At 69.3% G+C, this 23,115-nt stretch carries 18 protein-coding genes; 9 read left to right on the plus strand and 9 right to left on the minus strand.

Annotated elements, in window-relative coordinates; translation table 11 throughout:
• Positions 1-13 precede the first annotated feature (13 nt).
• Both IF09_RS0105860 and dnaB read right to left on the minus strand, forming a co-directional pair.
• Complete coding sequence (locus IF09_RS0105860; protein WP_030292596.1) at positions 14-1,399, minus strand: serine hydrolase domain-containing protein; 1,386 nt, start codon at positions 1,397-1,399, stop codon at positions 14-16.
• Positions 1,400-1,408: 9 nt separating this feature from the next.
• Positions 1,409-2,869 carry a replicative DNA helicase gene (gene dnaB / locus IF09_RS0105865; RefSeq protein WP_030292598.1) on the minus strand — a complete coding sequence of 487 codons (1,461 nt, stop codon included), beginning with the start codon at positions 2,867-2,869 and terminating at the stop codon, positions 1,409-1,411.
• Between the two features lie 452 nt (positions 2,870-3,321).
• Between dnaB and IF09_RS0105870 the strand changes: the two genes are divergently transcribed.
• Positions 3,322-4,659, plus strand: a complete 1,338-nt coding sequence (locus IF09_RS0105870) for an MATE family efflux transporter (RefSeq protein WP_030292601.1) — start codon at positions 3,322-3,324, stop codon at positions 4,657-4,659.
• A 139-nt stretch (positions 4,660-4,798) separates the two neighbouring features.
• Here IF09_RS0105870 and rplI read toward each other — a convergent pair whose 3' ends face one another.
• The 4 genes from rplI to rpsF all read right to left on the minus strand — a co-directional run bounded on the left by rplI (position 4,799) and on the right by rpsF (position 6,501).
• Positions 4,799-5,245: a 50S ribosomal protein L9 gene (gene rplI / locus IF09_RS0105875; RefSeq protein WP_030292603.1), complete on the minus strand. Its 447-nt coding sequence runs from the start codon at positions 5,243-5,245 to the stop codon at positions 4,799-4,801.
• An 18-nt stretch (positions 5,246-5,263) separates the two neighbouring features.
• Positions 5,264-5,500 (minus strand): 30S ribosomal protein S18, encoded by a 237-nt coding sequence (gene rpsR / locus IF09_RS0105880; protein ID WP_005315025.1) that lies wholly within the window; start codon positions 5,498-5,500, stop codon positions 5,264-5,266.
• Positions 5,501-5,543: 43 nt separating this feature from the next.
• Entirely contained in the window at positions 5,544-6,137 is a 594-nt protein-coding gene (locus IF09_RS0105885) for a single-stranded DNA-binding protein (RefSeq protein WP_030292604.1), read from the minus strand.
• Positions 6,138-6,210: 73 nt separating this feature from the next.
• Positions 6,211-6,501: a 30S ribosomal protein S6 gene (rpsF, locus tag IF09_RS0105890; protein ID WP_004950685.1), complete on the minus strand. Its 291-nt coding sequence runs from the start codon at positions 6,499-6,501 to the stop codon at positions 6,211-6,213.
• A gap of 248 nt (positions 6,502-6,749) precedes the next feature.
• Between rpsF and IF09_RS0105895 the strand changes: the two genes are divergently transcribed.
• The 3 genes from IF09_RS0105895 (at position 6,750) to IF09_RS0105905 (ending at position 9,411) form a co-directional block, all read left to right on the plus strand.
• The gene (locus tag IF09_RS0105895) at positions 6,750-7,052 is read left to right on the plus strand and encodes a hypothetical protein (RefSeq protein WP_030292607.1); all 303 of its coding nucleotides are present in this window, start codon (positions 6,750-6,752) and stop codon (positions 7,050-7,052) included.
• A gap of 141 nt (positions 7,053-7,193) precedes the next feature.
• A complete protein-coding gene (locus IF09_RS0105900; RefSeq protein ID WP_030153200.1) occupies positions 7,194-8,312 on the plus strand; it encodes a lipid II:glycine glycyltransferase FemX in 1,119 nt (372 codons plus the stop codon).
• Between the two features lie 67 nt (positions 8,313-8,379).
• Entirely contained in the window at positions 8,380-9,411 is a 1,032-nt protein-coding gene (locus IF09_RS0105905; RefSeq protein ID WP_030292609.1) for an alanine racemase, read from the plus strand.
• Positions 9,412-9,415: 4 nt separating this feature from the next.
• Here the strand turns inward: IF09_RS0105905 and IF09_RS0105910 are convergent, their stop codons facing one another.
• Both IF09_RS0105910 and IF09_RS0105915 read right to left on the minus strand, forming a co-directional pair.
• Positions 9,416-10,876 carry a glycosyltransferase family 87 protein gene (locus tag IF09_RS0105910; RefSeq protein WP_030292611.1) on the minus strand — a complete coding sequence of 487 codons (1,461 nt, stop codon included), beginning with the start codon at positions 10,874-10,876 and terminating at the stop codon, positions 9,416-9,418.
• Positions 10,877-10,963: 87 nt separating this feature from the next.
• Entirely contained in the window at positions 10,964-13,546 is a 2,583-nt protein-coding gene (locus IF09_RS0105915; RefSeq protein ID WP_030292613.1) for a transglycosylase domain-containing protein, read from the minus strand.
• Positions 13,547-13,819: 273 nt separating this feature from the next.
• On the opposite strand from IF09_RS0105915, the gene IF09_RS0105920 reads away from it, so the two are divergent.
• The 3 genes from IF09_RS0105920 to IF09_RS0105930 all read left to right on the plus strand — a co-directional run bounded on the left by IF09_RS0105920 (position 13,820) and on the right by IF09_RS0105930 (position 16,952).
• Positions 13,820-14,422: a PadR family transcriptional regulator gene (locus tag IF09_RS0105920; RefSeq protein ID WP_030292615.1), complete on the plus strand. Its 603-nt coding sequence runs from the start codon at positions 13,820-13,822 to the stop codon at positions 14,420-14,422.
• Positions 14,423-14,471: 49 nt separating this feature from the next.
• On the plus strand, positions 14,472-15,554 hold the full coding sequence (locus IF09_RS0105925; protein WP_030292620.1) for an inositol-3-phosphate synthase: 1,083 nt from the start codon (positions 14,472-14,474) through the stop codon (positions 15,552-15,554).
• 105 nt (positions 15,555-15,659) lie between these two features.
• Positions 15,660-16,952: an MFS transporter gene (locus IF09_RS0105930; RefSeq protein ID WP_037634080.1), complete on the plus strand. Its 1,293-nt coding sequence runs from the start codon at positions 15,660-15,662 to the stop codon at positions 16,950-16,952.
• Positions 16,953-16,965: 13 nt separating this feature from the next.
• On the opposite strand, the gene IF09_RS0105935 is transcribed toward IF09_RS0105930, so the two are convergent.
• Positions 16,966-18,408 carry a CCA tRNA nucleotidyltransferase gene (locus IF09_RS0105935; RefSeq protein ID WP_030292623.1) on the minus strand — a complete coding sequence of 481 codons (1,443 nt, stop codon included), beginning with the start codon at positions 18,406-18,408 and terminating at the stop codon, positions 16,966-16,968.
• 184 nt (positions 18,409-18,592) lie between these two features.
• Between IF09_RS0105935 and IF09_RS0105940 the strand changes: the two genes are divergently transcribed.
• Positions 18,593-20,860 carry a DUF6049 family protein gene (locus IF09_RS0105940; protein ID WP_030292625.1) on the plus strand — a complete coding sequence of 756 codons (2,268 nt, stop codon included), beginning with the start codon at positions 18,593-18,595 and terminating at the stop codon, positions 20,858-20,860.
• Between the two features lie 46 nt (positions 20,861-20,906).
• Positions 20,907-23,081, plus strand: coding sequence for a murein biosynthesis integral membrane protein MurJ (gene murJ, locus IF09_RS0105945; RefSeq protein ID WP_030292627.1), 2,175 nt, complete (start codon positions 20,907-20,909; stop codon positions 23,079-23,081).
• The last annotated feature ends 34 nt before the right edge of the window (positions 23,082-23,115 follow it).

Consider the following 23,115-nt stretch of genomic DNA (forward strand, 5'->3'; position numbering starts at 1 on the left):
TCGACCGAAGCGCTCAGCCGATGCCCCGCCAGCCCTGCGGGTCGATGCCGCCGGGCACCGGGGCCTGGGCGTCGTACGGCTCCCTCGTGAACACGAACGAGCCCAGATCGAGGTGGCTCACCGAACCGTCCTCGCGCCGGACCGCCCGCAGCGTCTCCCCCGCGTAGTAGCCGGAGAGCCCGGTCCAACTGCCGTCGGGTTCGGCCCGGAACCGGGCCGAGCGGCCCGTCACACCCACCGGGGCGAGCTCCAACAGCCCGTCCGCCTTCAGCCGCAGCACCTGCGCCGACGTCCCCCAGTACCAGGGACCACACAGCTCCAGGGCGACCGGATCGGCCTCCCGGAACGGCCGCCAGGGCTGTGGGAACCGCGGCTCCGCGTCCGCGACGATCGCCACCAGGTCCGCGGCCACCGTCGCGGCGGGCAGCCCCGACGTGCAGTTCGCCAGCACCACGGCCGCCACGTCGTCCGCCTCGCTCAGCCACAGCCCTGCGACGAATCCCGGGAGGGAGCCGCTGTGGCCGGCGAGCCTGCGTCCGCCGCCGTCCGTCAGCTGCACGCCGAGCCCGTAGCCCAGCTCGGCGAAACCAGGCTCCGGCGGAGAGGCCGGCGTCCGCATCTCCCGTACGGTCTCCGCGCTCAGCACCCGCTCGTCACCACGGGCGAGGAACACCGCGAACCGCGCCAAGTCGCGCGTCGTGGACCAGAGTTGCCCGGCCGCGGCCATCAGCCCCAGATCCTCCAGCGGCTCGGGCATCATCACGTCGGCCCACGGGTGCACCGCCCAGCCGCCCGCGTGCGGAGCCTGCGGCTGAGCCGTCGTACGGTCCAGGGCCAGCGGCTCCAGGACCTCGGCCCGGAGCACCTCTTCCCACGGCTTCCCGCGTACGGCCTCCACGAGCGAACCCAGCAGCGTGTAGCCGGGGTTGGAGTAGTGGTGCCGCCGTCCGGGCTGGAAGCGGAACGGCTCCTCGCCCAGCACGTCGGCCAGCCCGGGGCGCAGGGCACCGGGCGTACGCTCCCACCACTCGCCGGGCGTTTCAGCCGCCAATCCACTCGTGTGGGCCAGCAGTTGGGCGACGGTCACCTCCCCGGCGGCCGTGCCCGGCAGGTACTTCTCCAGCGGGTCCTCGAGCTGCAGCAGCCCCTCGTCGCGCAGCCGCATCACCAGAACAGCGGTGAAGGTCTTGCTGATCGACCCGATCCGGTACTGCACGTTCCCGTCGGGTCCGTGCCCCTCGACGGAGGTCCGGGAGCCCTCCCAGACCACCTCACCGCCGCGGGCCACGGCCGCCACCACCGACGGCGCCCGTCCCTCGCTCTGTGCAACGGCGATCCGGTGCCTCAGCGCACGCCGGGTGGCAGGGAGCAGTTCCAGGTCTTCAGATACGGCATCCATGATCGGATGCTACGTGTTGGCCATGTCCACGAACCGCGAATAGTGGCCCTGGAAGGCGACCGTGATCGTCGCCGTGGGGCCGTTACGGTGCTTCGCCACGATCAGGTCCGCCTCGCCCGCGCGGGGAGACTCCTTCTCGTACGCGTCCTCACGGTGCAACAGGATCACCATGTCGGCGTCCTGCTCGATCGAGCCCGACTCACGCAGGTCGGAGACCATCGGCTTCTTGTCGGTGCGCTGCTCGGGACCACGGTTCAGCTGCGACAGCGCGATCACCGGCACCTCGAGCTCCTTGGCCAGCAGCTTGAGGTTTCGTGACATGTCCGAGACCTCCTGCTGGCGGCTCTCGGGACGGCGCGAGCCGCCCGACTGCATCAGCTGGAGGTAGTCGATGACGACGAGCGAGAGGTCGTTGCGCTGCTTGAGTCGTCGGCACTTCGCCCGGATCTCCATCATCGACAGGTTCGGGGAATCGTCGATGTAGAGCGGGGCCGCGGAGACATCCGGCATCCGGCGGGCCAGGCGGGTCCAGTCGTCGTCCGTCATGGTGCCCGAGCGCATGTGGTGCAGGGCCACCCGGGCCTCCGCCGACAGGAGACGCATCGCGATCTCGTTACGCCCCATTTCGAGGGAGAAGATCACGCTCGGCAGATTGCTCTTGATGGAACAGGCGCGGGCGAAGTCCAGCGCGAGGGTGGACTTGCCCATGGCGGGACGGGCCGCGATGACGATCATCTGGCCCGGGTGCAGGCCGTTGGTCAGCGAGTCGAGGTCCGTGAACCCGGTCGGCACGCCCGACATCTGGCCGCTGCGCGAGCCGATGGCCTCGATCTCGTCGAGCGCACCCTCCATGATGTCGCCGAGCGGCAGGTAATCCTCGGACGTCCGCTGCTCGGTGACGGCGTAGATCTCGGCCTGGGCGCTGTTGACGATCTCGTCGACGTCGCCGTCCGCCGCGTATCCCATCTGCGTGATCTTCGTACCGGCGGCGACGAGGCGGCGCAGGACGGCCCGCTCGTGAACGATCTCCGCGTAGTACTCGGCGTTGGCCGCGGTCGGAACCGACTGGACGAGGGTGTGCAGGTACGAGGCCCCGCCGACCTTGCTGATCTCACCGCGGCGGGTCAGCTCGGCGCCGACCGTGATCGGGTCGGCCGGCTCGCCCTTGGCGTACAGGTCGAGGATCGCCTGGTAGATCGTTTCGTGCGAGGGCCGGTAGAAGTCGTGGCCCTTGATGACCTCGACCACGTCCGCGATCGCATCCTTGGACAGCAGCATCCCGCCGAGCACCGACTGCTCGGCGTCGAGGTCCTGCGGGGGGACGCGCTCGAAGCCGCCACCGCCGTCCCAGGAGCCGCCCTCACGGCCCCGCTCGTGCTGTTCGTCCCCGCGGACCCGGCCGTCGCTGTTACGGCGCGGACGGGCGGGCAGACGGTCACCCGGACCGCTGTCGGCCCAGGGGTCGTCCATGGGCTCGGGCATGCTCACCGGGCCGCCTCCTCCCGTCCGCAACGCGGACCTCGCCGTGCCACTCTTTCTAGGGCACGGCTCTGACATTTGGGGCACCCGGATCCGCTGTCGGAGAGTCGGGCAACGCCCAACGGTAGGGCCGGGAGCGACGTCAGCCAATCTTGTTATCCACAGGCTGTGTGGATGAGATGTGGATGACCGACCCAATGCTGTGGGTAAGTCGCCGGAAGCTGTGCACGGACCGGGGGACGGCGCTGTGGACAAAATCACCTGTACTCCCCAAGCACCCAGCCTGACCTGCAGCTCCTTCCTCCACGGGCTGTGGGGGAGAAATTTCTTCGCGGCGTTTCCGAGATCGCCTCCAACGGGGTGCCGAGAAGACGCAAGCCAACTCACAGGTAAGGATCCAAGGCCAGTTGCGTCTATTACCTGTGGAAGATTAGATTGAGCGCATGACACAGGCTCTCGTGCCGCTGAAGGCAGCCCCGAGACGGCACGACCGCGAGATACTCGCGCTCGCCGTCCCGGCTTTCGGCGCCCTCGTCGCCGAACCCCTGTTCGTGATGGCCGACAGCGCCATCGTGGGGCACCTCGGCACCCCCCAACTGGCAGGACTCGGCATCGCCGCCGCCCTCCTCACCACCGCCGTCAGCGTCTTCGTGTTCCTCGCCTACGCCACCACCGCGGCCGTCTCCCGCCGGGTCGGCGCGGGGGACCTCCCGGCAGCCATCCGGCAGGGCATGGACGGCATCTGGCTCGCCCTCCTGATCGGGGCGGCCGTCGTAGCCGTCGTACTCCCCGCGGCGCCCTGGCTGATCTCCCTCTTCGGAGCCTCCGACACCGTCGCCCCGTACGCGGTCACCTACCTGCGGATCTCCGCCCTGGGAATCCCGGCCATGCTGATGGTGCTGGCCGCCACCGGCGTCATCCGCGGTCTCCAGGACACCCGTACCCCGCTCTACGTCGCCATCGGGGGCTTCGCTCTCAACGCGGGCCTGAACGGCGCCCTCGTATACGGCGCAGGCTTCGGCATCGCCGGTTCCGCCTGCGGCACCGTGATCGCCCAGTGCGCCATGGCCGGCGCTTATCTGGTGGTGGTGGTCCGCGGAGCCCGCCGACACGGGGCCTCCCTGCACCCCGACCTCGCGGGTATCCGGGCCTGCGCCCAAGCCGGCGTACCGCTGCTGGTGCGCACCTTGTCGCTGCGCGCCGTCCTGATGATCGCAACTGCCGTGGCCGCGCGGCTCGGCGACGCGGACATCGCAGCCCACCAGATACTGCTCTCCCTGTGGAGCCTGCTCGCCTTCGCTCTCGACGCCATCGCCATCGCCGGACAGGCCATCATCGGCCGCTACCTGGGCGCCGACGACACCGCGGGGGCCAGGGCCGTCTGCCGCCGGGTGATGCAGTGGGGCATCGTCTCCGGGTTCGTCCTGGGCACGCTGGTGATCGCGGCCCGCCCGCTGTTCATCCCGCTCTTCACCGGCGATCCGGCAGTCGAGGACGCCTTGCTGCCCGCCCTGCTGGTCGTGGCCCTGTGCCAGCCGGTGGCCGGCATCGTGTTCGTGCTCGACGGGGTTCTCATGGGTGCGGGGGACGGCCGCTACCTGGCCTGGGCGATGCTCGTGACGCTGGCCGCGTTCACGCCGGTGGCCCTGCTCGTCCCGACCGTCGGAGGCGGTCTGACGACGCTCTGGTGGGCCATGACCCTGATGATGCTGGTCCGGATGGCCACCCTCCAGCTGCGCGCACGCTCCGGCCGATGGCTGGTCGCGGGGGCGACCCGCTGATCCACGAGCCGATGTTTCACGTGAAACACGGGTCGTTCCGCGGCATGCTCCCCCGCAGGTTTCACGTGAAACATCGGTCGGAGCCCGAGAACGACGAAGGGCCGCACCCCACAGGGGTGCGGCCCTTCGCGTGCAGCACTTAGGCGGCGACGACCTCGACGCCCACGTTCGCGGCGACCTCGGCGTGCAGACGCACGGAGACCTGGTACGAACCGAGGGTCTTGATCGGGGCAGCCAGCTCGACGCGGCGCTTGTCGACCTTCGGACCACCGGAAGCCTCGATCGCCGTGGCGATGTCGGCCGGGGTCACGGAGCCGAAGAGACGGCCGGCGTCACCCGAGCGGGTGGCCAGACGGACCTTCGTGCCCTCGAGCTTGGCCTTGACCTCGTTGGCCTGCTCGATGGTCGCGATCTCGTGGATCTTGCGGGCGCGGCGGATCTGCGCCACGTCCTTCTCGCCACCCTTGGTCCAGCGGATCGCGAAACCACGCGGGACCAGGTAGTTGCGAGCGTAACCGTCCTTGACGTCGACGACATCGCCGGCGGCACCGAGGCCAGAAACCTCGTGGGTCAGGATGATCTTCATTAGTCGGTCACCCTTTCCTTATCGCGCGGTGGACGTGTAGGGCAGCAGCGCCATCTCACGGCTGTTCTTCACGGCCGTGGCGACGTCACGCTGGTGCTGCGTGCAGTTGCCGGTGACGCGGCGGGCACGGATCTTGCCGCGGTCGGAAATGAACTTCCGCAGCATGTTCGTGTCCTTGTAGTCCACGTACGCGGTCTTGTCCTTGCAGAACGCGCAGACCTTCTTCTTAGGCTTGCGCACAGGCGGCTTCGCCATTGTGTCTCTCCTGTGTGATCAAGAAGTGGGGATGCGAGCTTCCCTAGAAGGGAGGCTCGTCCGAGTAGCCACCGTTGGAGCCGCCGGAGCTTCCGCCCCAGCCGCCCCCGCCGCCCTGCTGCTGCTGGCCGCCGGCCGGCGCACTGGACGCCCACGGGTCGTCGGAGGGAGCTCCGCCGCCCTGCGGGGCGCCGCCGCTGGGGGCTCCGCCCCAGCCACCGCCGCCGCCCTGCTGCTGGCCACCGCCGCCGTATCCACCCTGACCACCGCGGCCGGTGGTCTTGGCGACCTTGGCCGTGGCGTTCTTCAGGCTGGGGCCGACTTCCTCGACGTCCAGCTCGTAGACCGTGCGCTTGACACCCTCACGGTCCTCGTACGACCGCTGCCTCAGCCGGCCCTGCACGATGACGCGCATGCCCCGCTGAAGGGACTCGGCGACGTTCTCGGCCGCCTGCCGCCACACCGAGCAAGTCAGGAACAGGCTCTCGCCGTCCTTCCACTCGTTGGTCTGGCGGTCGAAGGTGCGGGGGGTGGACGCGACACGGAACTTCGCGACCGCCGCACCCGAGGGGGTGAAGCGCAGCTCGGGGTCGTCGACGAGATTGCCGACGACCGTGATGACGGTCTCGCCTGCCATGGATGAACCTCTCGGCGGGGATTTGCTGCTGGGCTGCTGTGCTACTCGGTCCCGATTACCGCTGAACCGAAGTTCAGTGGGTCTCGGGGCGGAGGACCTTGGTCCGGAGAACCGACTCGTTCAGGTTCATCTGTCGGTCAAGCTCCTTGACGACCGCAGGCTCGGCCTGAAGGTCGATGACCGAGTAGATGCCCTCGGGCTTCTTCTTGATCTCGTAAGCGAGACGACGACGGCCCCAGGTGTCGACCTTCTCGACCTTTCCGTTGCCCTCACGGACGACGGAGAGGAAGTTCTCGATCAGCGGGGAGACAGCGCGCTCCTCGAGATCGGGGTCGAGGATGACCATCACTTCGTAGTGACGCATGTGGAACCCACCTCCTTTGGACTCAGCGGCCACGGTCGTTCCGTGGCAGGAGGGTCGTGATGCGTGCGCACGGCGTCTGTGAGCAGACACCGCGCAGCTGTACAGACTACCTGCTCGACTCCTTCCGGTTGAAATCCGACGGGAAGAGGCCACACTCTGTATTCACCGGGTGTGCTCGGTGCTATGCCCCGGCCCCTGCCGGAGGCAGCCCCGCGCACCGCTCTGCGTCAGCCAGGAGGTGCCTTCCGATGGCACAGGCAATGCAACGTCAGCCCATCTCGATCTTCGCCACCGACGGCAAGCCCCATCCGCTGCAGGACGCGCTCATGGCGGCCACGCTGGTGCTCGGGGTCGTGGCGTTCGTCACGGGATTCTTCGACAATCTGCACCTGCTCAGCTCGTGGACCGGGCTCGTCGGCATCCTGACCGGCGCGTACGGACAGTTCATCTCCGAGACGACACGCGAGCGCTTCGCACTGATCATCGGGCTTGGCGCCTCGGCCGTGGGCTTCTACCTCGGTATGTTCCACGGCGGCCTCTTCGGCGGCTGACGGGGCTGACCGGGGGTACCTCCGCGACAGGGCACCGGCCGCTCACCGGCCCGGGCCCGGCCCGTCCCCCAGAAGGGTGGCGCCCTTGTCGCAGTAGGCTTCGCGCCATAGCCAGCGAAGCCGCCGGAGGAGACGCCCCGCATGAGCCTGTCCCTGAGGACCATCAGCCGAGAGCAGCATCTGGGATACCTCCAGAGCCTGCCCTCGGCTAGCCACTGCCAGGTCCCGGCGTGGGCCGACGTGAAGAACGAGTGGCGCTCCGAGAACCTCGGTTGGTTCGACCAGAACGACGAACTGGTCGGTGCCGCCCTCGTGTTGTACCGCCAGCTGCCCAAGGTGAAGCGGTACCTCGCCTACCTTCCCGAAGGCCCGGTCATCAACTGGTACGCCCCGAATCTGGAGGAGTGGCTCCAGCCGATGCTGGCGCACCTCAAGCGCCAGGGCGCCTTCACCGTGAAGATGGGCCCGCCCGTCGTCATCCGCCGCTGGAACTCCGCCGCCATCAAGGCCGGAATCCAGGACCCCGAGGTCAAGCGCCTGCGGGACGTGGAGGCCTCGCACATCGAGCCCCGCGCGTTCGAGGTGTCCGACAAGCTGCGCCGCATGGGCTGGCAGCAGGGCGAGGACGGCGGCGCCGGCTTCGGCGACGTGCAGCCCCGCTACGTCTTCCAGGTGCCGCTCGCCAACCGCTCGCTGGACGACGTCCTCAAGGGCTTCAACCAGCTGTGGCGCCGCAACATCAAGAAGGCCGAGAAGGCCGGCGTCGAGGTCGTCCAGGGCGGCTACGAGGACCTGCCGGTCTGGCAGGAGCTGTACGAGATCACGGCCGAGCGCGACAAGTTCCGCCCGCGCCCGCTCAGCTACTTCCAGCGCCAGTGGACGGCCCTCAACTCCGAGGACCCGAACCGGATGCGGCTGTACATCGCGAAGCACGAGGGGGAGCCGCTGGCCGCCGCCACGATGCTCACCGTCGGCCAGCACGTCTGGTACTCGTACGGCGCATCCGCCAACCACAAGCGCGAGGTGCGGCCATCGAACGCGATGCAGTGGCGCATGCTGCGCGATTCGTACGCGCTCGGTGCCAGCGTCTACGACCTGCGCGGCATCAGTGACACGCTGGACGAGAACGACCACCTGTTCGGCCTGATCCAGTTCAAGGTCGGTACAGGTGGCGAGGCCGTCGAGTACGTCGGCGAGTGGGACTTCCCGCTCAACAAGATGCTGCACAAGGCGCTCGACATCTACATGTCGCGCCGCTGACCTCCTGCTGCATCCCCCACACCGCACCGCTGCACCTTGCAGCTTTCGAGAGAGGCTCCGGACGGGCATGGCGCTCACGCTCTACGTCGACACCGCGCGCTGGCGTGCGCACCAGAAGCAGATCCAGGACCAGTTCCCCGGGATGATCCCGGTCTGCAAGGGCAACGGCTACGGCTTCGGCCACGAGCGGCTGTGCGAGGAGGCGACCCGGCTGGGCGCCGACGTCCTGGCCGTCGGGACCACGTACGAGGCCGCCAGCATCAAGGACTACTTCGGCGGCGACCTGCTCGTCCTCACCCCGTTCCGGCGGGGCGAGGAGCCGGTGCCGCTGCCGGACCGGGTGATCCGCTCGGTGTCCTCGCTGGACGGGGTCCGCGGCCTGGTCGGCGCCCGCGTGGTCATCGAGTGCATGAGCTCGATGCGCCGCCACGGCATCTCAGAGCAGGACCTGGGCCAGCTGCACTCGGCGATCGAGGACGTGCGGCTGGAGGGCTTCGCCCTGCACCTGCCGCTGGACCGCCCGGACGGTTCGGACGCCGTCGAGGAGGTCATCGGCTGGATGGACCGGCTGCGCGCGGCCCGGCTTCCGCTCCACACCATGTTCGTCAGCCACCTGCGGGCCGAGGAGCTGGCGCGGCTGCACCAGCAGTTCCCGCAGACCCGCTTCCGGGCGCGGATCGGCACCCGGCTGTGGCTGGGCGACCACGAGGCAACCGAGTACCGCGGCGCCGTCCTGGACGTCACACGCGTCGCCAAGGGCGACCGGTTCGGCTACCGGCAGCAGAAGGCGGCTTCCGACGGCTGGCTGGTCGTGGTCGCCGGCGGGACCTCGCACGGGGTGGGCCTGGAGGCCCCCAAGGCCCTGCACGGCGTGATGCCGCGCGCCAAGGGCGTGGCCCGGGCCGGTCTGGCCACCGTGAACCGGAACCTGTCGCCGTTCGTGTGGGCGGGCAAGCAGCGCTGGTTCGCGGAGCCCCCGCACATGCAGGTGTCGATCCTGTTCGTGCCGTCGGACGCCCCCGAGCCGAAGGTCGGCGACGAGCTGGTGGCGCACCTGCGCCACACCACCACGCAGTTCGACCGGGTGCTCGACGCCTGACCGGTCAGTCCTTGCGGGCCATGCCCCACTCGACCCGCTGTCCCTCCGAGGGCGCCGCATCCTGCGGCGCCCTCGCGGCGTCCGACAGCGCGAACACGTCCTCGGCCCCGTCCAGGACCCCTCCCGACGGGTCGTCCGACCCGTCGCGGCGTACGACGTCCCGCTCGGGCATCAGGATGTCGCGCACGACCACCACGCACAGGTAGAGGGTCGTCAGCAGGTGGGCGGCGATCGCCAGCTGGTAGCCCTCCACGGGCAGGCCCTGGTGCTTGTCCCCGCTGGTCGTGTAGGCGAGGTACAGCCAGATCCCGAGGAAGTACACGACCTCGCCGGCCTGCCAGATCAGGAAGTCCCGCCAGCGCGGCCTGGCCAGCGCCGCCAGCGGGATGAGCCACAGCACGTACTGCGGCGAGTAGACCTTGTTGGCCAGGATGAAGGCGGCCACGACCAGGAACGCCAGCTGGGCGAAGCGCGGGCGGCGCGGGGCGGTCAGCGTCAGCACTCCGATGCCCGCGCACAGCAGCAGCGTCAGGCCCGTCGCGTACGTGTTGGCGTCCTCCAGGGGGTTCCCGGAGCGCTGGGAGATGAGCAGCCACACGGACCCGAAGTCGATCGGCCGTTCCTGGCTGAACGTGTAGAACTTCTTCCAGCCGTCCCAGGCGTAGATCATGACCGGCAGGTTCACCACGAGCCAGGAGACGGCCGCGCCGAGGGCGGCGGAGCCGAACGCCCGCCACTTCCCGGACCGCCAGCACAGCACGAACAGCACGCCGAGCAGCAGGACGGGATACAGCTTCGCCGCGGTGGCCAGGCCGATGAAGACGCCGAAGAGCACGGTCCGGCCGCGGGACCACATGAGCATTCCCGCGGCGGTCAGGGCGATGGCCAGCAGGTCCCAGTTGATCGTCGCGGTGAGCGCGTAGGCGGGCGCCAGGGCGAAGAGCAGCGCGTCCCAGGGCCGGCGGTGGTGGGTCCGTGCGACGCACACGGCGATGACCGCGGCGCAGGCCATCAGCATCCCCGCGTTGACCATCCAGTACATCTGCTCGCGGTGCTGCATGGAGCCGCTGCCGGGGGTCAGCCAGGAGGCGACCTCCATGAAGAGCCCGGTGAGCACCGGGTACTCCAGATACTCCATGTCGCCGGGGAGCCGGTCGAAGTAGGGCGTGAGTCCGTCGGCGAAGCCCCGTACGGCGAAGAGGTGCGGGATGTCGGAGTAGCAGGCGTGCGTGTACTGCGAGCCGGCTCCGCGGAACCACGCCCAGTCGTAACAGGGCAGCTTCTGCACCATGCCGAGCGCGAACAGTCCGAGGGCGACGAGGACCACGACGCGCACCGGGGTCAGCCAGTGGCCGCCCAGCCGGGCGTAGCGGCCCATCGGGCCGCCGAGGAACTCGCTGCCTGCCGTGGCGACGTCGTCCTGCCGGGTGGGCAGTACGGGCCGCTCCTCGTGCACCTTGGTCATGCGCTCATCCTGCCGTACGGGGCCGGACATCCGGGAGGGCCGCCGCACCGTGTGCGACGGCCCTCGCCGGAGAGGAGGGGGAGTGGGTCAGCCCGAGGTCCCGACCGTGCTCCCCCAGCTGGTTCCGCCCGGGCGGCCCGGTTTGCCCGATGGCGTCGGAGACGGTGATCCGCTGGACCCGCCGGTACCGCCGCTGGTGGTGCCGCTGGTGGTGCCGCCGCTGGTGTCCGGGATGCAGTACAGCTCCCACGGCTTGCAGCTCGGCTTGCCGCCCCTCGACGGGCTGGGGGAGACCGGCGGCGAGGAGCTCGCCGACGGCGAGGGCATCGACGGGGACGGCGAGGGGAAGAAGGAGGGGCTCGGCGAAGGGGCGCCCGAGGCGTCCGCGGTGACGCCGATCTTGTCCGCCTCCGGGAACTCCTTGACCGGCGTGCCCTTGAGGGCTTCCTTCATGTACTCGGTCCAGATCGCGGCCGGGATGTCGCCACCGTGGATGGAGTCGACGCCGCCCACGCCGTTCATGGAGATCAGCTTCTTGTCCGCCGAGTTCGGGTCGGTGCGGAACAGGGCGACCGAGGTGGACAGCTCCGGCGTGTAGCCGACGAACCAGGCCGACTTGTTCTTGTCGGTGGTTCCGGTCTTGCCCGCGGCGGGCCGGTTGAAGCCGAGCTTCCTGACCTTGGTGCCCGTGCCGTTCTCGACGACGTTCTGCAGGACCTTGGTGATGTTGTCGGCGATGGCGTTGTCCATCGCCCGCTGCTCCTTGGGGGCCCCGAAGCCGGGCAGCTCCTTGCCGTCCTTTTCGACGCGGGTCACGGAGAACGGCTCGCGGTGGGTGCCGGAGGCGGCGAAGGTGGCGTAGGAGTCGGCCATGCGGATGGCACTCGGGGTCGAGGTGCCGAGGGCGAACGAGGCGTCGTTGTTCGGGTTCATCGAGTCCTTGAGGATGCCCGTGGACTCGGCGACCTCCCGGACCTTGCTGTGGCCCACATCGAAGACGAGCTGCGCGAACGGCACGTTGATGGACTTCTCCATCGCCTCGTTGAGGGTCACGTATCCGTAGGGGTAGGTGCTCTCGTTCTTCTGCTTGAACGGCTTGCCGGACGCGTCCATCAGCGGCTTGCCGTCACGGTTGTTGATCACCGTCAGGTCGTTCGCGTTGTACTTGCTGTCGGCCGAGATGCCCCGGCCGCTCGAGTTCTGGGTGCCGTATTGCATCGCGGCCGCCAGGACGTACGGCTTCCAGGTCGATCCGACCGGGACGCCGATGGTGTTGGCGTTGTTGCTGAAGTACTTCTTGTCCATGCCCGGGCCGCCGTACAGGGCCACGATCGCTCCGGACTTCACGTCCACGGAGGCCGCGCCGAACTGCACGAAGGTGTCGTACTCGGGCCGGGCCTTCTCGTCCAGGAAGTCGTTGCGGGTGTCCTCGACGGCCTTGACCAGTGCGTCCACCTTCGGCTTCTGGAAGGTGGTCTTGATCTGGTAGCCGCCGCGGGCCATCTCGTCGGCCGTGATGCCCGTGACCTTCATCACGTACTGCTTGGCCGTCTCGACCAGGTAGCCGGTCTGCCCGGACAGGCCACGGGCCTGCTCGGAGTCGACGATCTTGGGGAACTCCTTGAACTGGTCCCGCTCGGCCTTCGGCATCCGCTTCACCGCGACCTCGCGGTCCAGGACCCAGGCCCAGCGCTCCTTGGCCCGCTCGGTGTTCTTCTCGGGGGTGGCCGCGGCACCGATGCCGCCGTCCGGGTTGTAGAGGTTGGGGCCCTTGAGCACGGAGGCGAGGAAGGCGCTCTCGGAGGGCGTGAGGTCCACGCAGTCCTTGCCGAAGTAGGCCCGCGCGGCCGCCTGGATGCCGTACGCGTCCCGGCCGTAGTACGCGGTGTTGAGGTAGCCCGCGAGGATCGTGTCCTTCTCCTCGGAAACACCCAGCTTTATCGAGATGAAGAGCTCGGTGACCTTGCGCTTGAGCGTCTGGTCGGAGTCCAGGTACGTGTTCTTCACGTACTGCTGGGTGATGGTCGAGCCGCCCTGGGTGGAGCCGCCCTTGGCCATGTTCCACACGGCCCGGGCGATGCCCATCGGGTCGACGCCCTTGTCCGTCTCGAAGGACTCGTTCTCGGCGGCGATCACGGCGCTCTGCATCGACTTGGGGATCTTGTCGATGGGCACGATCTGCCGGTTCATCGAACCGCCGGTGGCCACCATCTGGGAGCCGTCTTCCCAGTAGAAGACGTTGTTCTGCGCCTGGGCCGCCTTGTTCGGGTCGGGTGTGTTCACCGACGCGATGCCGATGCCGGCCCCTGCCGTGATGATCGCGAAGAAGCCGAGGGCCGTGCCGCAGACCAGCTTCCAGGACGGTACGAAGCGCTGCCAGCCTGCCTTGTCGGAGCGCGGGTAGTTGATCAGCCGCTTGTCCGGGCGGCCCGAACCGCGGCCGGCGGGGCCGGCGGTGCGTCCACGGCCTCCGGATCCACGAGGGGCAGCCCGGCGTGCCCCGGCACGGCCTCCGGGGCCGGGCGGCTCTGCGTACGGTCCGCTGGGTGACGCAGTGGGGACGTCACGTGCGGGCCCGGCGCCCCGGCCAGGGCGCTGCTGGGCGGCCCGGCGGGCCGCGGCACGTCCGCCGCCCTCGGGCTGCGGCGGTTTGCGGCGGTGCTCGCTCATCGAACGACTACTCCTCGGGCAGGCGAGTGGCCTGGAAGCGGCAGGTGAATTCCGGTTCCCCCCGTTGTCATGGCCCACAGACTACGCACGCTCAAAACCCGAACAGTGCCGAAGTTCACCCCAAATCAGGCAACTCGCCTGGTACGAATTGGTGATGTGACGCCGGTCACCACCTCGCCCCTTGTCGCCGGAGACGGCCCGCTCTATCGTCTGGATGTATCGAGCCGATACATCAGCTCGGCATAAAAACTCAGATGTGAAGGAGGCAGGCGGATGAGCAGGCGCTCAGGCATCCTCGAGTTCGCCGTCCTCGGCCTCCTTCGCGAATCCCCCATGCACGGGTACGAGCTCCGCAAGCGGCTCAACACCTCGCTGGGGGTGTTCCGGGCGTTCAGCTACGGAACGCTCTACCCCTGCCTCAAGACGTTGGTAGCCAACGGCTGGTTGATCGAAGAACCGGGCAACGCCCCGGAAGACGCTCTCGCTACTTCACTCGCAGGGCGCCGAGCCAAGATCGTCTACCGGTTGACGGCTGCAGGTAAGGAGCACTTCGAGGAGCTCCTGTCCCACACGGGCCCCGACGCCTGGGAGGACGAGTCCTTCGCCGCCCGCTTCGCCTTCTTCGGTCAGACCGAGCGAGAAGTACGCATGAGGGTATTGGAGGGCCGTCGCAGCCGGCTCGAGGAGCGCTTGGAGAAGATGCGCGCCTCACTCGCGCGTACGCGGGAGCGCCTCGACGACTACACCCTTGAGCTGCAGCGGCACGGAATGGAGTCCGTGGAGCGCGAAGTGCGCTGGCTGAACGAGCTCATCGAGAGTGAGCGGGCGGGACGGGATCAGAGACGACCCGGTCCGCCCGACGAAACTGCAAAGTGAGGCCTGCATCTCGCAGGCCTCGTCCGAGAACAAACAGGGAGCAACCGGAATGGGTTCGGTTCGCGTAGCCATCGTCGGCGTGGGCAACTGCGCCGCCTCGCTGGTGCAGGGCGTCGAGTACTACAAGGACGCCGACCCGGCGGCCAAGGTCCCCGGTCTGATGCACGTCCAGTTCGGCGACTACCACGTGCGTGACATCGAGTTCGTCGCCGCGTTCGACGTCGACGCGAAGAAGGTCGGCCTCGACCTCTCGGACGCCATCGGCGCCAGCGAGAACAACACCATCAAGATCTGCGACGTCCCCAACAAGGGCGTGACCGTGCAGCGCGGCCACACCCTGGACGGCCTGGGCAAGTACTACCGCATGACGATCGAGGAGTCCGCCGAGACCCCGGTCGACGTGGTCCAGATCCTCAAGGACCGCGAGGTCGACGTCCTGATCTGCTACCTGCCGGTCGGCTCCGAGGACGCGGCGAAGTTCTACGCCCAGTGCGCCATCGACGCCAAGGTCGCGTTCGTCAACGCCCTCCCGGTCTTCATCGCCGGCACCAAGGAGTGGGCGGACAAGTTCACCGAGGCCGGTGTCCCGATCGTCGGCGACGACATCAAGTCGCAGGTCGGCGCCACCATCACGCACCGCGTGATGGCGAAGCTGTTCGAGGACCGCGGTGTCCGTCTCGAGCGCACCATGCAGCTCAACGTCGGCGGCAACATGGACTTCAAGAACATGCTCGAGCGGGACCGCCTCGAGTCGAAGAAGATCTCCAAGACGCAGGCCGTCACCTCGCAGATCCCCGACCGTGAGCTCGGCGAGAAGAACGTCCACATCGGCCCGTCCGACTACGTCGCGTGGCTCGACGACCGCAAGTGGGCCTACGTCCGCCTCGAAGGCCGCGCCTTCGGCGACGTCCCGCTGAACCTCGAGTACAAGCTCGAGGTCTGGGACTCCCCGAACTCCGCCGGTGTCATCATCGACGCCCTGCGTGCCGCGAAGATCGCCAAGGACCGCGGCATCGGCGGTCCGATCCTGTCGGCCTCGAGCTACTTCATGAAGTCCCCGCCGGTGCAGTACTTCGACGACGAGGCCCTGGCCAACGTCGAGAAGTTCATCAAGGGCGAGGTCGAGCGCTAAGTCGCCCTCCCGGTGTCTTCGGACACCTGGTCTTCGACTGTTCTTCCGCGGAGGGTCCCCGGGCAATGTGCCCGGGGACCCTCCGCGTATGTGACCCTTGCCCTCATGCCTGTCGTACGTGATCTGCGCGTACTCCTGCGCCTGAGGGACTTCCGCAACCTGCTCGCCGTACGGCTGCTCTCCCAGGCGGCGGACGGCGTGTACCAGGTGGCGCTCGCCACGTACGTGGTGTTCTCCCCGGAGAAGCAGACCTCGCCCGCGGCCATCGCCTCGGCCATGGCGGTCCTGCTGCTGCCCTACTCGGTGATCGGCCCCTTCGCCGGGGTGCTGCTCGACCGCTGGCGGCGCCGGCAGGTCTTCCTCTACGGCAACCTGCTGCGGGCACTCCTCGCGTGCGGCACCGGCGTGCTGATCGTCGCGCACGTCCCCGACTGGCTCTTCTACGCCTCGGCCCTCTCGGTGACCGCCGTCAACCGCTTCGTCCTGGCCGGGCTCGCCGCGTCCCTGCCCCGCGTCGTAGGCCCCGCACAGCTGGTCACCGCCAATTCGCTCTCGCCCACGGCCGGGACGCTCGCGGCGGTCGCCGGCGGCGGGCTCGCCTTCCTCGTCCAGCTGCTGGCTTCCGACTCCAACGCCGTGGTGGTGCTGCTCGGCGCCGCGCTCTACCTGTGCGCAGCCCTGGTCTCGCTGCGTCTGGCCGTGGGGCTGCTCGGACCGGACCACCCTGCCGGACAGGTCCACCCGTCGGTCGCCGAGGGGGTCGCCCTGACCGTCCGGGGCATGGCCGAAGGGCTGCGGCACCTGGCCTCCCGGCGCGAGGCAGCCCAGGCGCTCACCGCCATGACCCTGATGCGCTTCTGCTACGGGGCCCTGTTCGTGACGCTGCTCATGCTCTGCCGCTACTCCTGGTCGAACACGGAGTCCGGCGGTCTCGCCCTGCTGGGCATCGCGGTCGGCGTCTCCGGAGCCGGATTCTTCACGGCCGCCCTCGTCACCCCCTGGCTGGTGGGCCGGCTGGGCACCCGCGGCTGGATCACGGCCTGCTCCGCAGGGGCTGCCGTCCTGGTGCCGCCCCTCGGACTCTTCTTCAAGCCCGGCCCGATGCTGGTCGCAGCCTTCGTGCTCGGCCTCGCCACCCAGGGCGCCAAGATCTCCACCGACACGGCCATCCAGTCCCATGTGGACGACGACTACCGCGGCCGCGTGTTCTCCGTCTACGACGTGCTCTTCAACATCGCGTTCGTGAGTGCGGCCGCCGTGGCGGCACTCATGCTCCCCCCGGACGGGCAGTCCGTCGCGCTGATCGTGAGCGTGGCCGTCCTCTACGCGCTGACGGCGTTGTACCTGAAACGACGGGGCGATGTTTCACGTGAAACATCGCCCCGCGCGGACGTGTGAGACGCCGGCCGCATCAGGCCTGTGCGGCCCACCACTCCTTGAGGGCGGTCACCGCGGCGTCACGCTCCATGGGGCCGTTCTCCAGCCGCAGGTCCAGCAGGAACGCATACGCCTTGCCGATCACCGGCCCCGGGCCGACACCCAGCACCTGCATGATCTCGTTGCCGTCCAGGTCGGGCCGGATGGCGTCGAGCTCCTCCTGCTCCTGGAGCTGCGCAATGCGCTCCTCCAGGCCGTCATAGGTGCGGGAGAGGGCGTTGGCCTTGCGCTTGTTACGGGTGGTGCAGTCCGACCGGGTCAGCTTGTGCAGGCGCTCCAGCAGCGGGCCGGCGTCGCGGACGTAGCGCCGCACCGCGGAGTCGGTCCACTCGCCGTCCCCGTAGCCGTGGAAGCGCAGGTGCAGCTCCACGAGCCGGGACACGTCCTTGACCATGTCGTTGGAGTACTTGAGCGCGGTCATGCGCTTCTTGGTCATCTTCGCGCCCACCACCTCATGGTGGTGGAAGGAGACCCGGCCGTCGCTCTCGAACCGGCGGGTACGCGGCTTGCCGATGTCGTGGAGCAGGGCAGCCAGCCGCAGCACCAGGTCCGGGCCGTCCTGCTCGAGAGCCATCGCCTGCTCCAGCACGATCAGCGAGTGGTCGTAGACGTCCTTGTGGCGGTGGTGCTCGTCACTCTCCAGCCGCAGGGCGGGAAGCTCGGGCAGCACGTGGTCGGCCAGCCCGGTGTCCACGAGCAGGCCCAGGCCCTTGCGGGGGTGCGCGGACAGCAGCAGCTTGTTCAGCTCACCCTGCACCCGCTCCGCCGAGACGATCTCGATCCGGTCGGACATCGCCTGCATCGCCGCGACGACCTCCGGGGCGACCTCGAAGTCGAGCTGGGCGGCGAAGCGCGCCGCACGCAGCATCCGCAGCGGGTCGTCGGAGAAGGAGTCCTCCGGGGTGCCGGGAGTGCGCAGGACGCCCGCCCGGAGGTCCTCAAGACCGCCGTGCGGATCCACGAACTCCTTCTCCGGCAGTGCGACCGCCATCGCGTTCACGGTGAAGTCGCGACGGACCAGGTCCTCCTCGATCGAGTCGCCGTAGGAGACCTCCGGCTTGCGAGAGGTGCGGTCGTACGACTCCGAGCGGTACGTGGTCACCTCGATCTGGAAGCCGTCCTTCTGGGCCCCGACGGTGCCGAAGGCAATGCCGACGTCCCATACCGAGTCGGCCCACGGGCGGATGATCCTCAGAACGTCCCCCGGGAGGGCGTCCGTGGTGAAGTCGAGGTCGTTGCCGAGACGCCCGAGCAGCGCATCGCGTACGGACCCGCCGACCAGGGCGAGGCGGAAGCCCGCCTCGTGGAACCGGCGGCCGAGCTCGTCGGCGACAGGGGCGACCCGCAGCAGTTCACTGACCGCGCGGTGCTGCACCTGACTCAGGGCACTGGGATTGTCTTCGTTGGCGTTCGGCACAACAGAAAAGGGTACGTGCCCGGCCCGGCGAGGGCTTCCCTGTTTGCGGCCACCCCGGCCTGCGGTGCCGCCGGGCCGGCCACGATCATGTGGAGCAAGGCGCGGCACTCGCGCACAGCGGGTCTCGTTACCATGCGTGGACGCACAGACGACGACCACTGACACTTCGAGGGACGGGCAGCGCGTGGCCGAGGCGGCAGACATCCAGGGGGCACCCCCCGCACCTGCCCGGCGCCGCTGGCTGCGGCGCGCAATCGTGCTGCTGGCCGGGACTCCCGTGCTCGCCGCTCTGGTCTACTCGCCCGCCCCTCAGGCCGCCCAGGCCGCCGACGCGGGTGCCGTCGACGTGCAGCTGACCGAGATGGCCCCCACGGCCCCGGTCAAGGGCGACACCCTCACGATCTCCGGCAGCGTGGTCAACAACGGCCGCGAGACGATCACCGGCGCGCACGTGGGCCTGCGGGTCGGGCCCGTGCTGGGCGACCGGGCCTCCATCGACGAGGCGGCGGAACGCGCCGGCTTCCGGGCCGGCACGGATCCCGGCGAGATCGACCAGGCCTACGCCGTGAAGATCGCCTCGCTGCCGTCGAAGGTCAAGCAGGACTTCACCCTCACGATCCCGGTGAACAAGCTGGAGCTGGACAAGGACGGCGTCTACCAGCTCGGCGTCTCGCTGTCCGGGGAGACCGAGAGCCGCCCGTACGAGCAGGTCCTCGGCATCAAGCGGACCTTCCTGCCCTGGCAGCCGGAGGCGGCCTCCAAGCGCTCCCAGCTCACTTACCTGTGGCCGCTGATCTCCACCACCCACGTGACGGCGGAGACCGGCTCGGACGAGCTCCAGACCCCCGTCTTCCTCGACGACTCGCTCGCCGAGGACCTCAAGTCCGGCGGCCGCCTCCAGCAGATGGTCGCCCTCGGCAAGGACCTGCCCGTCACCTGGGTCATCGACCCCGACCTGCTCTACACGGTCGACGCCATGACCAAGGGATACCGGTTCCGCACGCCGGACGGGCGGGTCGTCCAGGGCAAGAACAAGGCCGTCGCCGAGCAGTGGCTGAGCTCCCTGGAAGCCGCGGTCCAGGGCAAGAAGATCGTGGCGCTGCCGTTCGCCGACCCGGACATCGCCTCCCTCGCCCACCAGGGCAAGGACGTCTCGGGCACCCTGGGCCAGCTGCGGCCGGCCACCGACAAGGCGAAGCAGGCCGTGGAGACGGTGCTGCACGTCTCCCCGTCCACCGACTTCTCCTGGCCCCTGGACGGCGCCATCGACCCGTCGATCGTCAACGTGGCCACCTCGGCGGGCGCCCACAACGTCCTCACGCGCAGCGACAGCCTCCAGGAGACCGGCGCCCTGGGCTACACCCCGTCGGCCGCCCGTCCCATCGGAGCGGGAACCACCGCCGTCGTCGCCGATGCCGATCTCTCCACCGCCTTCGACGGCGACATGCTGGGCGCCGGGAACGCCACCCTGGCCGTGCAGCGCTTCCTCGCCCAGAGCCTCGCCCTGAACCTGCAGAAGACCGACAGCCAGCGCAGCTTCGTCGTCACCCCGCAGCGGATGCCCTCCTCCAGCCAGGTGCAGACGATGGCAGCCGCGCTGCGGGGGCTGCAGGCGGGCCGCTGGACCCAGCCGGCCGACCTCGAGGGCGCGGCCGCCGCCAAACCGGACCCTGGCGTCAACACCCAGGTCCCGGGCGCCGGCCAGTACCCCGATGCGCTGCGCAAGACGGAGCTTCCGGTCTCCGCCTTCGAGAAGATCCGCACGACCCAGAACACCCTGGACCACTTCAAGGTGATCCTCACCGCGCCCGACCGCGTGGAGATCCCCTTCGGCAACACCACCAACCGCGAGATGTCCACTTCCTGGCGGGGCCACCCCGAGGAGGCCCGGCTCTACCGGGACCAGGTGCACGAGTACCTGATCGGCCTCACCGAGAAGGTCAAGGTCGTCCCCAAGTCCGACGCCACCCTGTCCGGACACAGCGCGACCATCCCGGTCAGCGTCCAGAACAGCCTCGTCCAGGACGTCCACAACCTCGTCCTGCGGGTGAAGTCCGCCAACCCGACCCGCCTGGTGTTCGGCGACAGCGGCCAGGCCGAGCAGGAAGTGACCGTCACGGGCGGACACAGCCAGACGGTCAAGTTCACCGCCAACGCCACCGCGAGCGGCCCCGTGGAGGTCACCGCGCAGCTCTTCACCACGGACGGCGTGCCCTACGGCAAGCAGCGCACGTTCACCGTGGAGGCCACCGAGATCACTCCCACCGTCATGCTCGTCATCGCAGGCGGCGTCCTCCTCCTCGTCCTCGCGGGCATCAAGATGTACGCCAGCCGCAAGCGCGTGGCGGCCCGGGCGGCCGCCGAGGAGAGCACGCAGCCGAGTGACGAGACCCCGGACACCGGACCGCAAAGCACCGGGCCGTCCGGCACGGGTGAGACAGTGGACCGTTGAGCGATGCCGTGGCCGGTCGGCCTGGGGACGATGAGGTGGGGTTTCGATGAACGCGCCGTACGACGGTGACCGCGCGCAGGGCACTGGTGGGCCCGCGCCCTCCCAGGGCACTGCCCCGGGCGCCCCCGTGCCCGGGCAGGTTCCCGTGCCTGCGCCCGCGCCGGACCGCGACCCGTATGTCCAGGACGCCTACGAGCACGACCCCTACCGGTCACAGGACCTGTCGGCCCAGGATCCCGTCGCCGAGGTCCTGTACGACCGGGCCTCTCACCCTCCGCCGCCGCCCGGCACCTACCAGGAGCCCGGCCCGCTCTACGCGGCGCCGCAGACCCCTCTGCACGCCCCCGACCCGCACGTCTGGGCGCAGACCCCGCCGCCCGAGCCGGACGGGCCCTCCCGGCACCTGCCCTACGGCGACCACGCCACGACCACCCAGTTCGTCGGAGTGGACTCCCTGGTCACCAAGGCCGCGGACGAGCAGCCCGAGCCCGACGCCTTCGCGCACCTCTACCGGGACCAGCAAGGGACTCCCGGCCCCCCTGCCGAGGACGCCCCCGTCGCCGTCCCGGCACCGAGCAAGCCCGCCGGCCGCGCCTCCAGCCTGCTCAAGTCCAGCGCCCTCATGGCCGCCGGCACGATCGTCTCCCGCATCACCGGCTTCCTGCGGACCCTCGTCATCGCCGGTGCCATCGGCGTCGGCACGTTCAACGACACGTACCAGATCGCCAACACCCTGCCGACGATGATCTACGTGCTGGTCGGCGGCGGCGCCCTCAACGCCGTCTTCATCCCCCAGCTGGTGCGGGCCATGAAGCAGGACGACGACGGGGGCGAGGCGTACGCCAACCGCCTCCTGACCCTCGTCGTGGTGCTGCTGGCCGCCATCACCACCATCTGTGTCCTCGCCGCACCGGTGTTCATCACGATGATGTCGCCGAAGCTCGCCTCCGACCCCCAGCAGATGGACGTCGCGGTCGCCTTCGCCCGCTACTGCCTGCCGACCATGTTCTTCATGGGCGTGCACGTGGTCCTCGGTCAGATCCTCAATGCACGCGGCCGGTTCGGCGCGATGATGTGGACCCCCGTCCTCAACAACATCGTCGTCATCGCCACCTTCGGGGCCTTCATCTGGGCCTTCGGCGGTTTCACCACCTCCGGAGTCAGTGCCACCACCGTCACTGCCGACGGCGTCCGCCTGCTCGGCCTCGGCACCCTCCTGGGCCTCACCGTCCAAGCGCTCGCGATGCTGCCCTACCTGCGCGATGCCGGCTTCAAGCCGCGCCTGCGGTTCGACTGGCGGGGCCACGGCCTCGGCAAGGCCGCCCGCCTGGCCAAGTGGACGTTCTTCTTCGTCCTCGCCAACCAGATCGGCCTCGTCGTCGTGACCCAGCTCGCGACCTGGGCCGGATCCGTCGCCGAGAAGCAGGGCCACCCGGGCACCGGCATCACGGCCTACAACTACGCGCTGCTGCTGTGGCAGATGCCGCAGGCCATCATCACCGTCTCCGTCATGACGGCCGTCCTGCCCCGCATTTCCCGCTCCGCCCACGACGGGGACGCCGCCGCCGTCCGCGACGACATCTCGTACGGGCTGCGCACCTCGGCCGTCGCGATCGTGCCGTGCGCCTTCGCGTTCCTCGCCCTCGGCGTCCCCATGGCCACGCTGCTGTACGCCGGTTCCGGCTCCGGCGCCCAGAACATCGGCTACGTCCTGATGGCCTTCGGCCTCGGGCTCATCCCGTACTCCGTCCAGTACGTCGTCCTGCGCGGGTTCTACGCCTACGAGGACACCCGGACCCCCTTCTACAACACGGTCATCGTCGCCACCGTCAACGCGGCCGTCTCCACCGCCGCGTTCTTCGTGCTCCCCGCACGCTGGGCGGTCGTCGGCATGGCGGCCGCCTACGGCCTCGGCTACACCGTCGGCGTCGGCGTCGCCTGGCGTCGGCTGCGCAACCGGCTGGGCGGCGACCTCGACGGCGCCCATGTGATGCGGACCTACGCGCGCCTCACCGGTGCCTGCGTCCCCGCGGCCGCGGTGGCCGGTGCAGCCGCCTACGCTGTCACCCAGTGGCTCGGCAGCGGAGTCACCGGTTCCTTCGCCGCGTTGGCCGCCGGCGGTGTCGCGCTGGCCGTCGTCTTCCTCGTGGCTGCCAAGAGGATGCGCATCGAAGAGCTCAACGCCATGGTCGGAATGGTTCGCGGACGCATGGGGCGCTGATGCGCACAACCGTCGGACCCCTTCGCGTGTCGTG

It is taken from the genome of Streptomyces katrae, assembly GCF_000717655.1.
In the GTDB taxonomy this organism is placed as follows: Bacteria; Actinomycetota; Actinomycetes; order Streptomycetales; family Streptomycetaceae; genus Streptomyces; species Streptomyces katrae_B.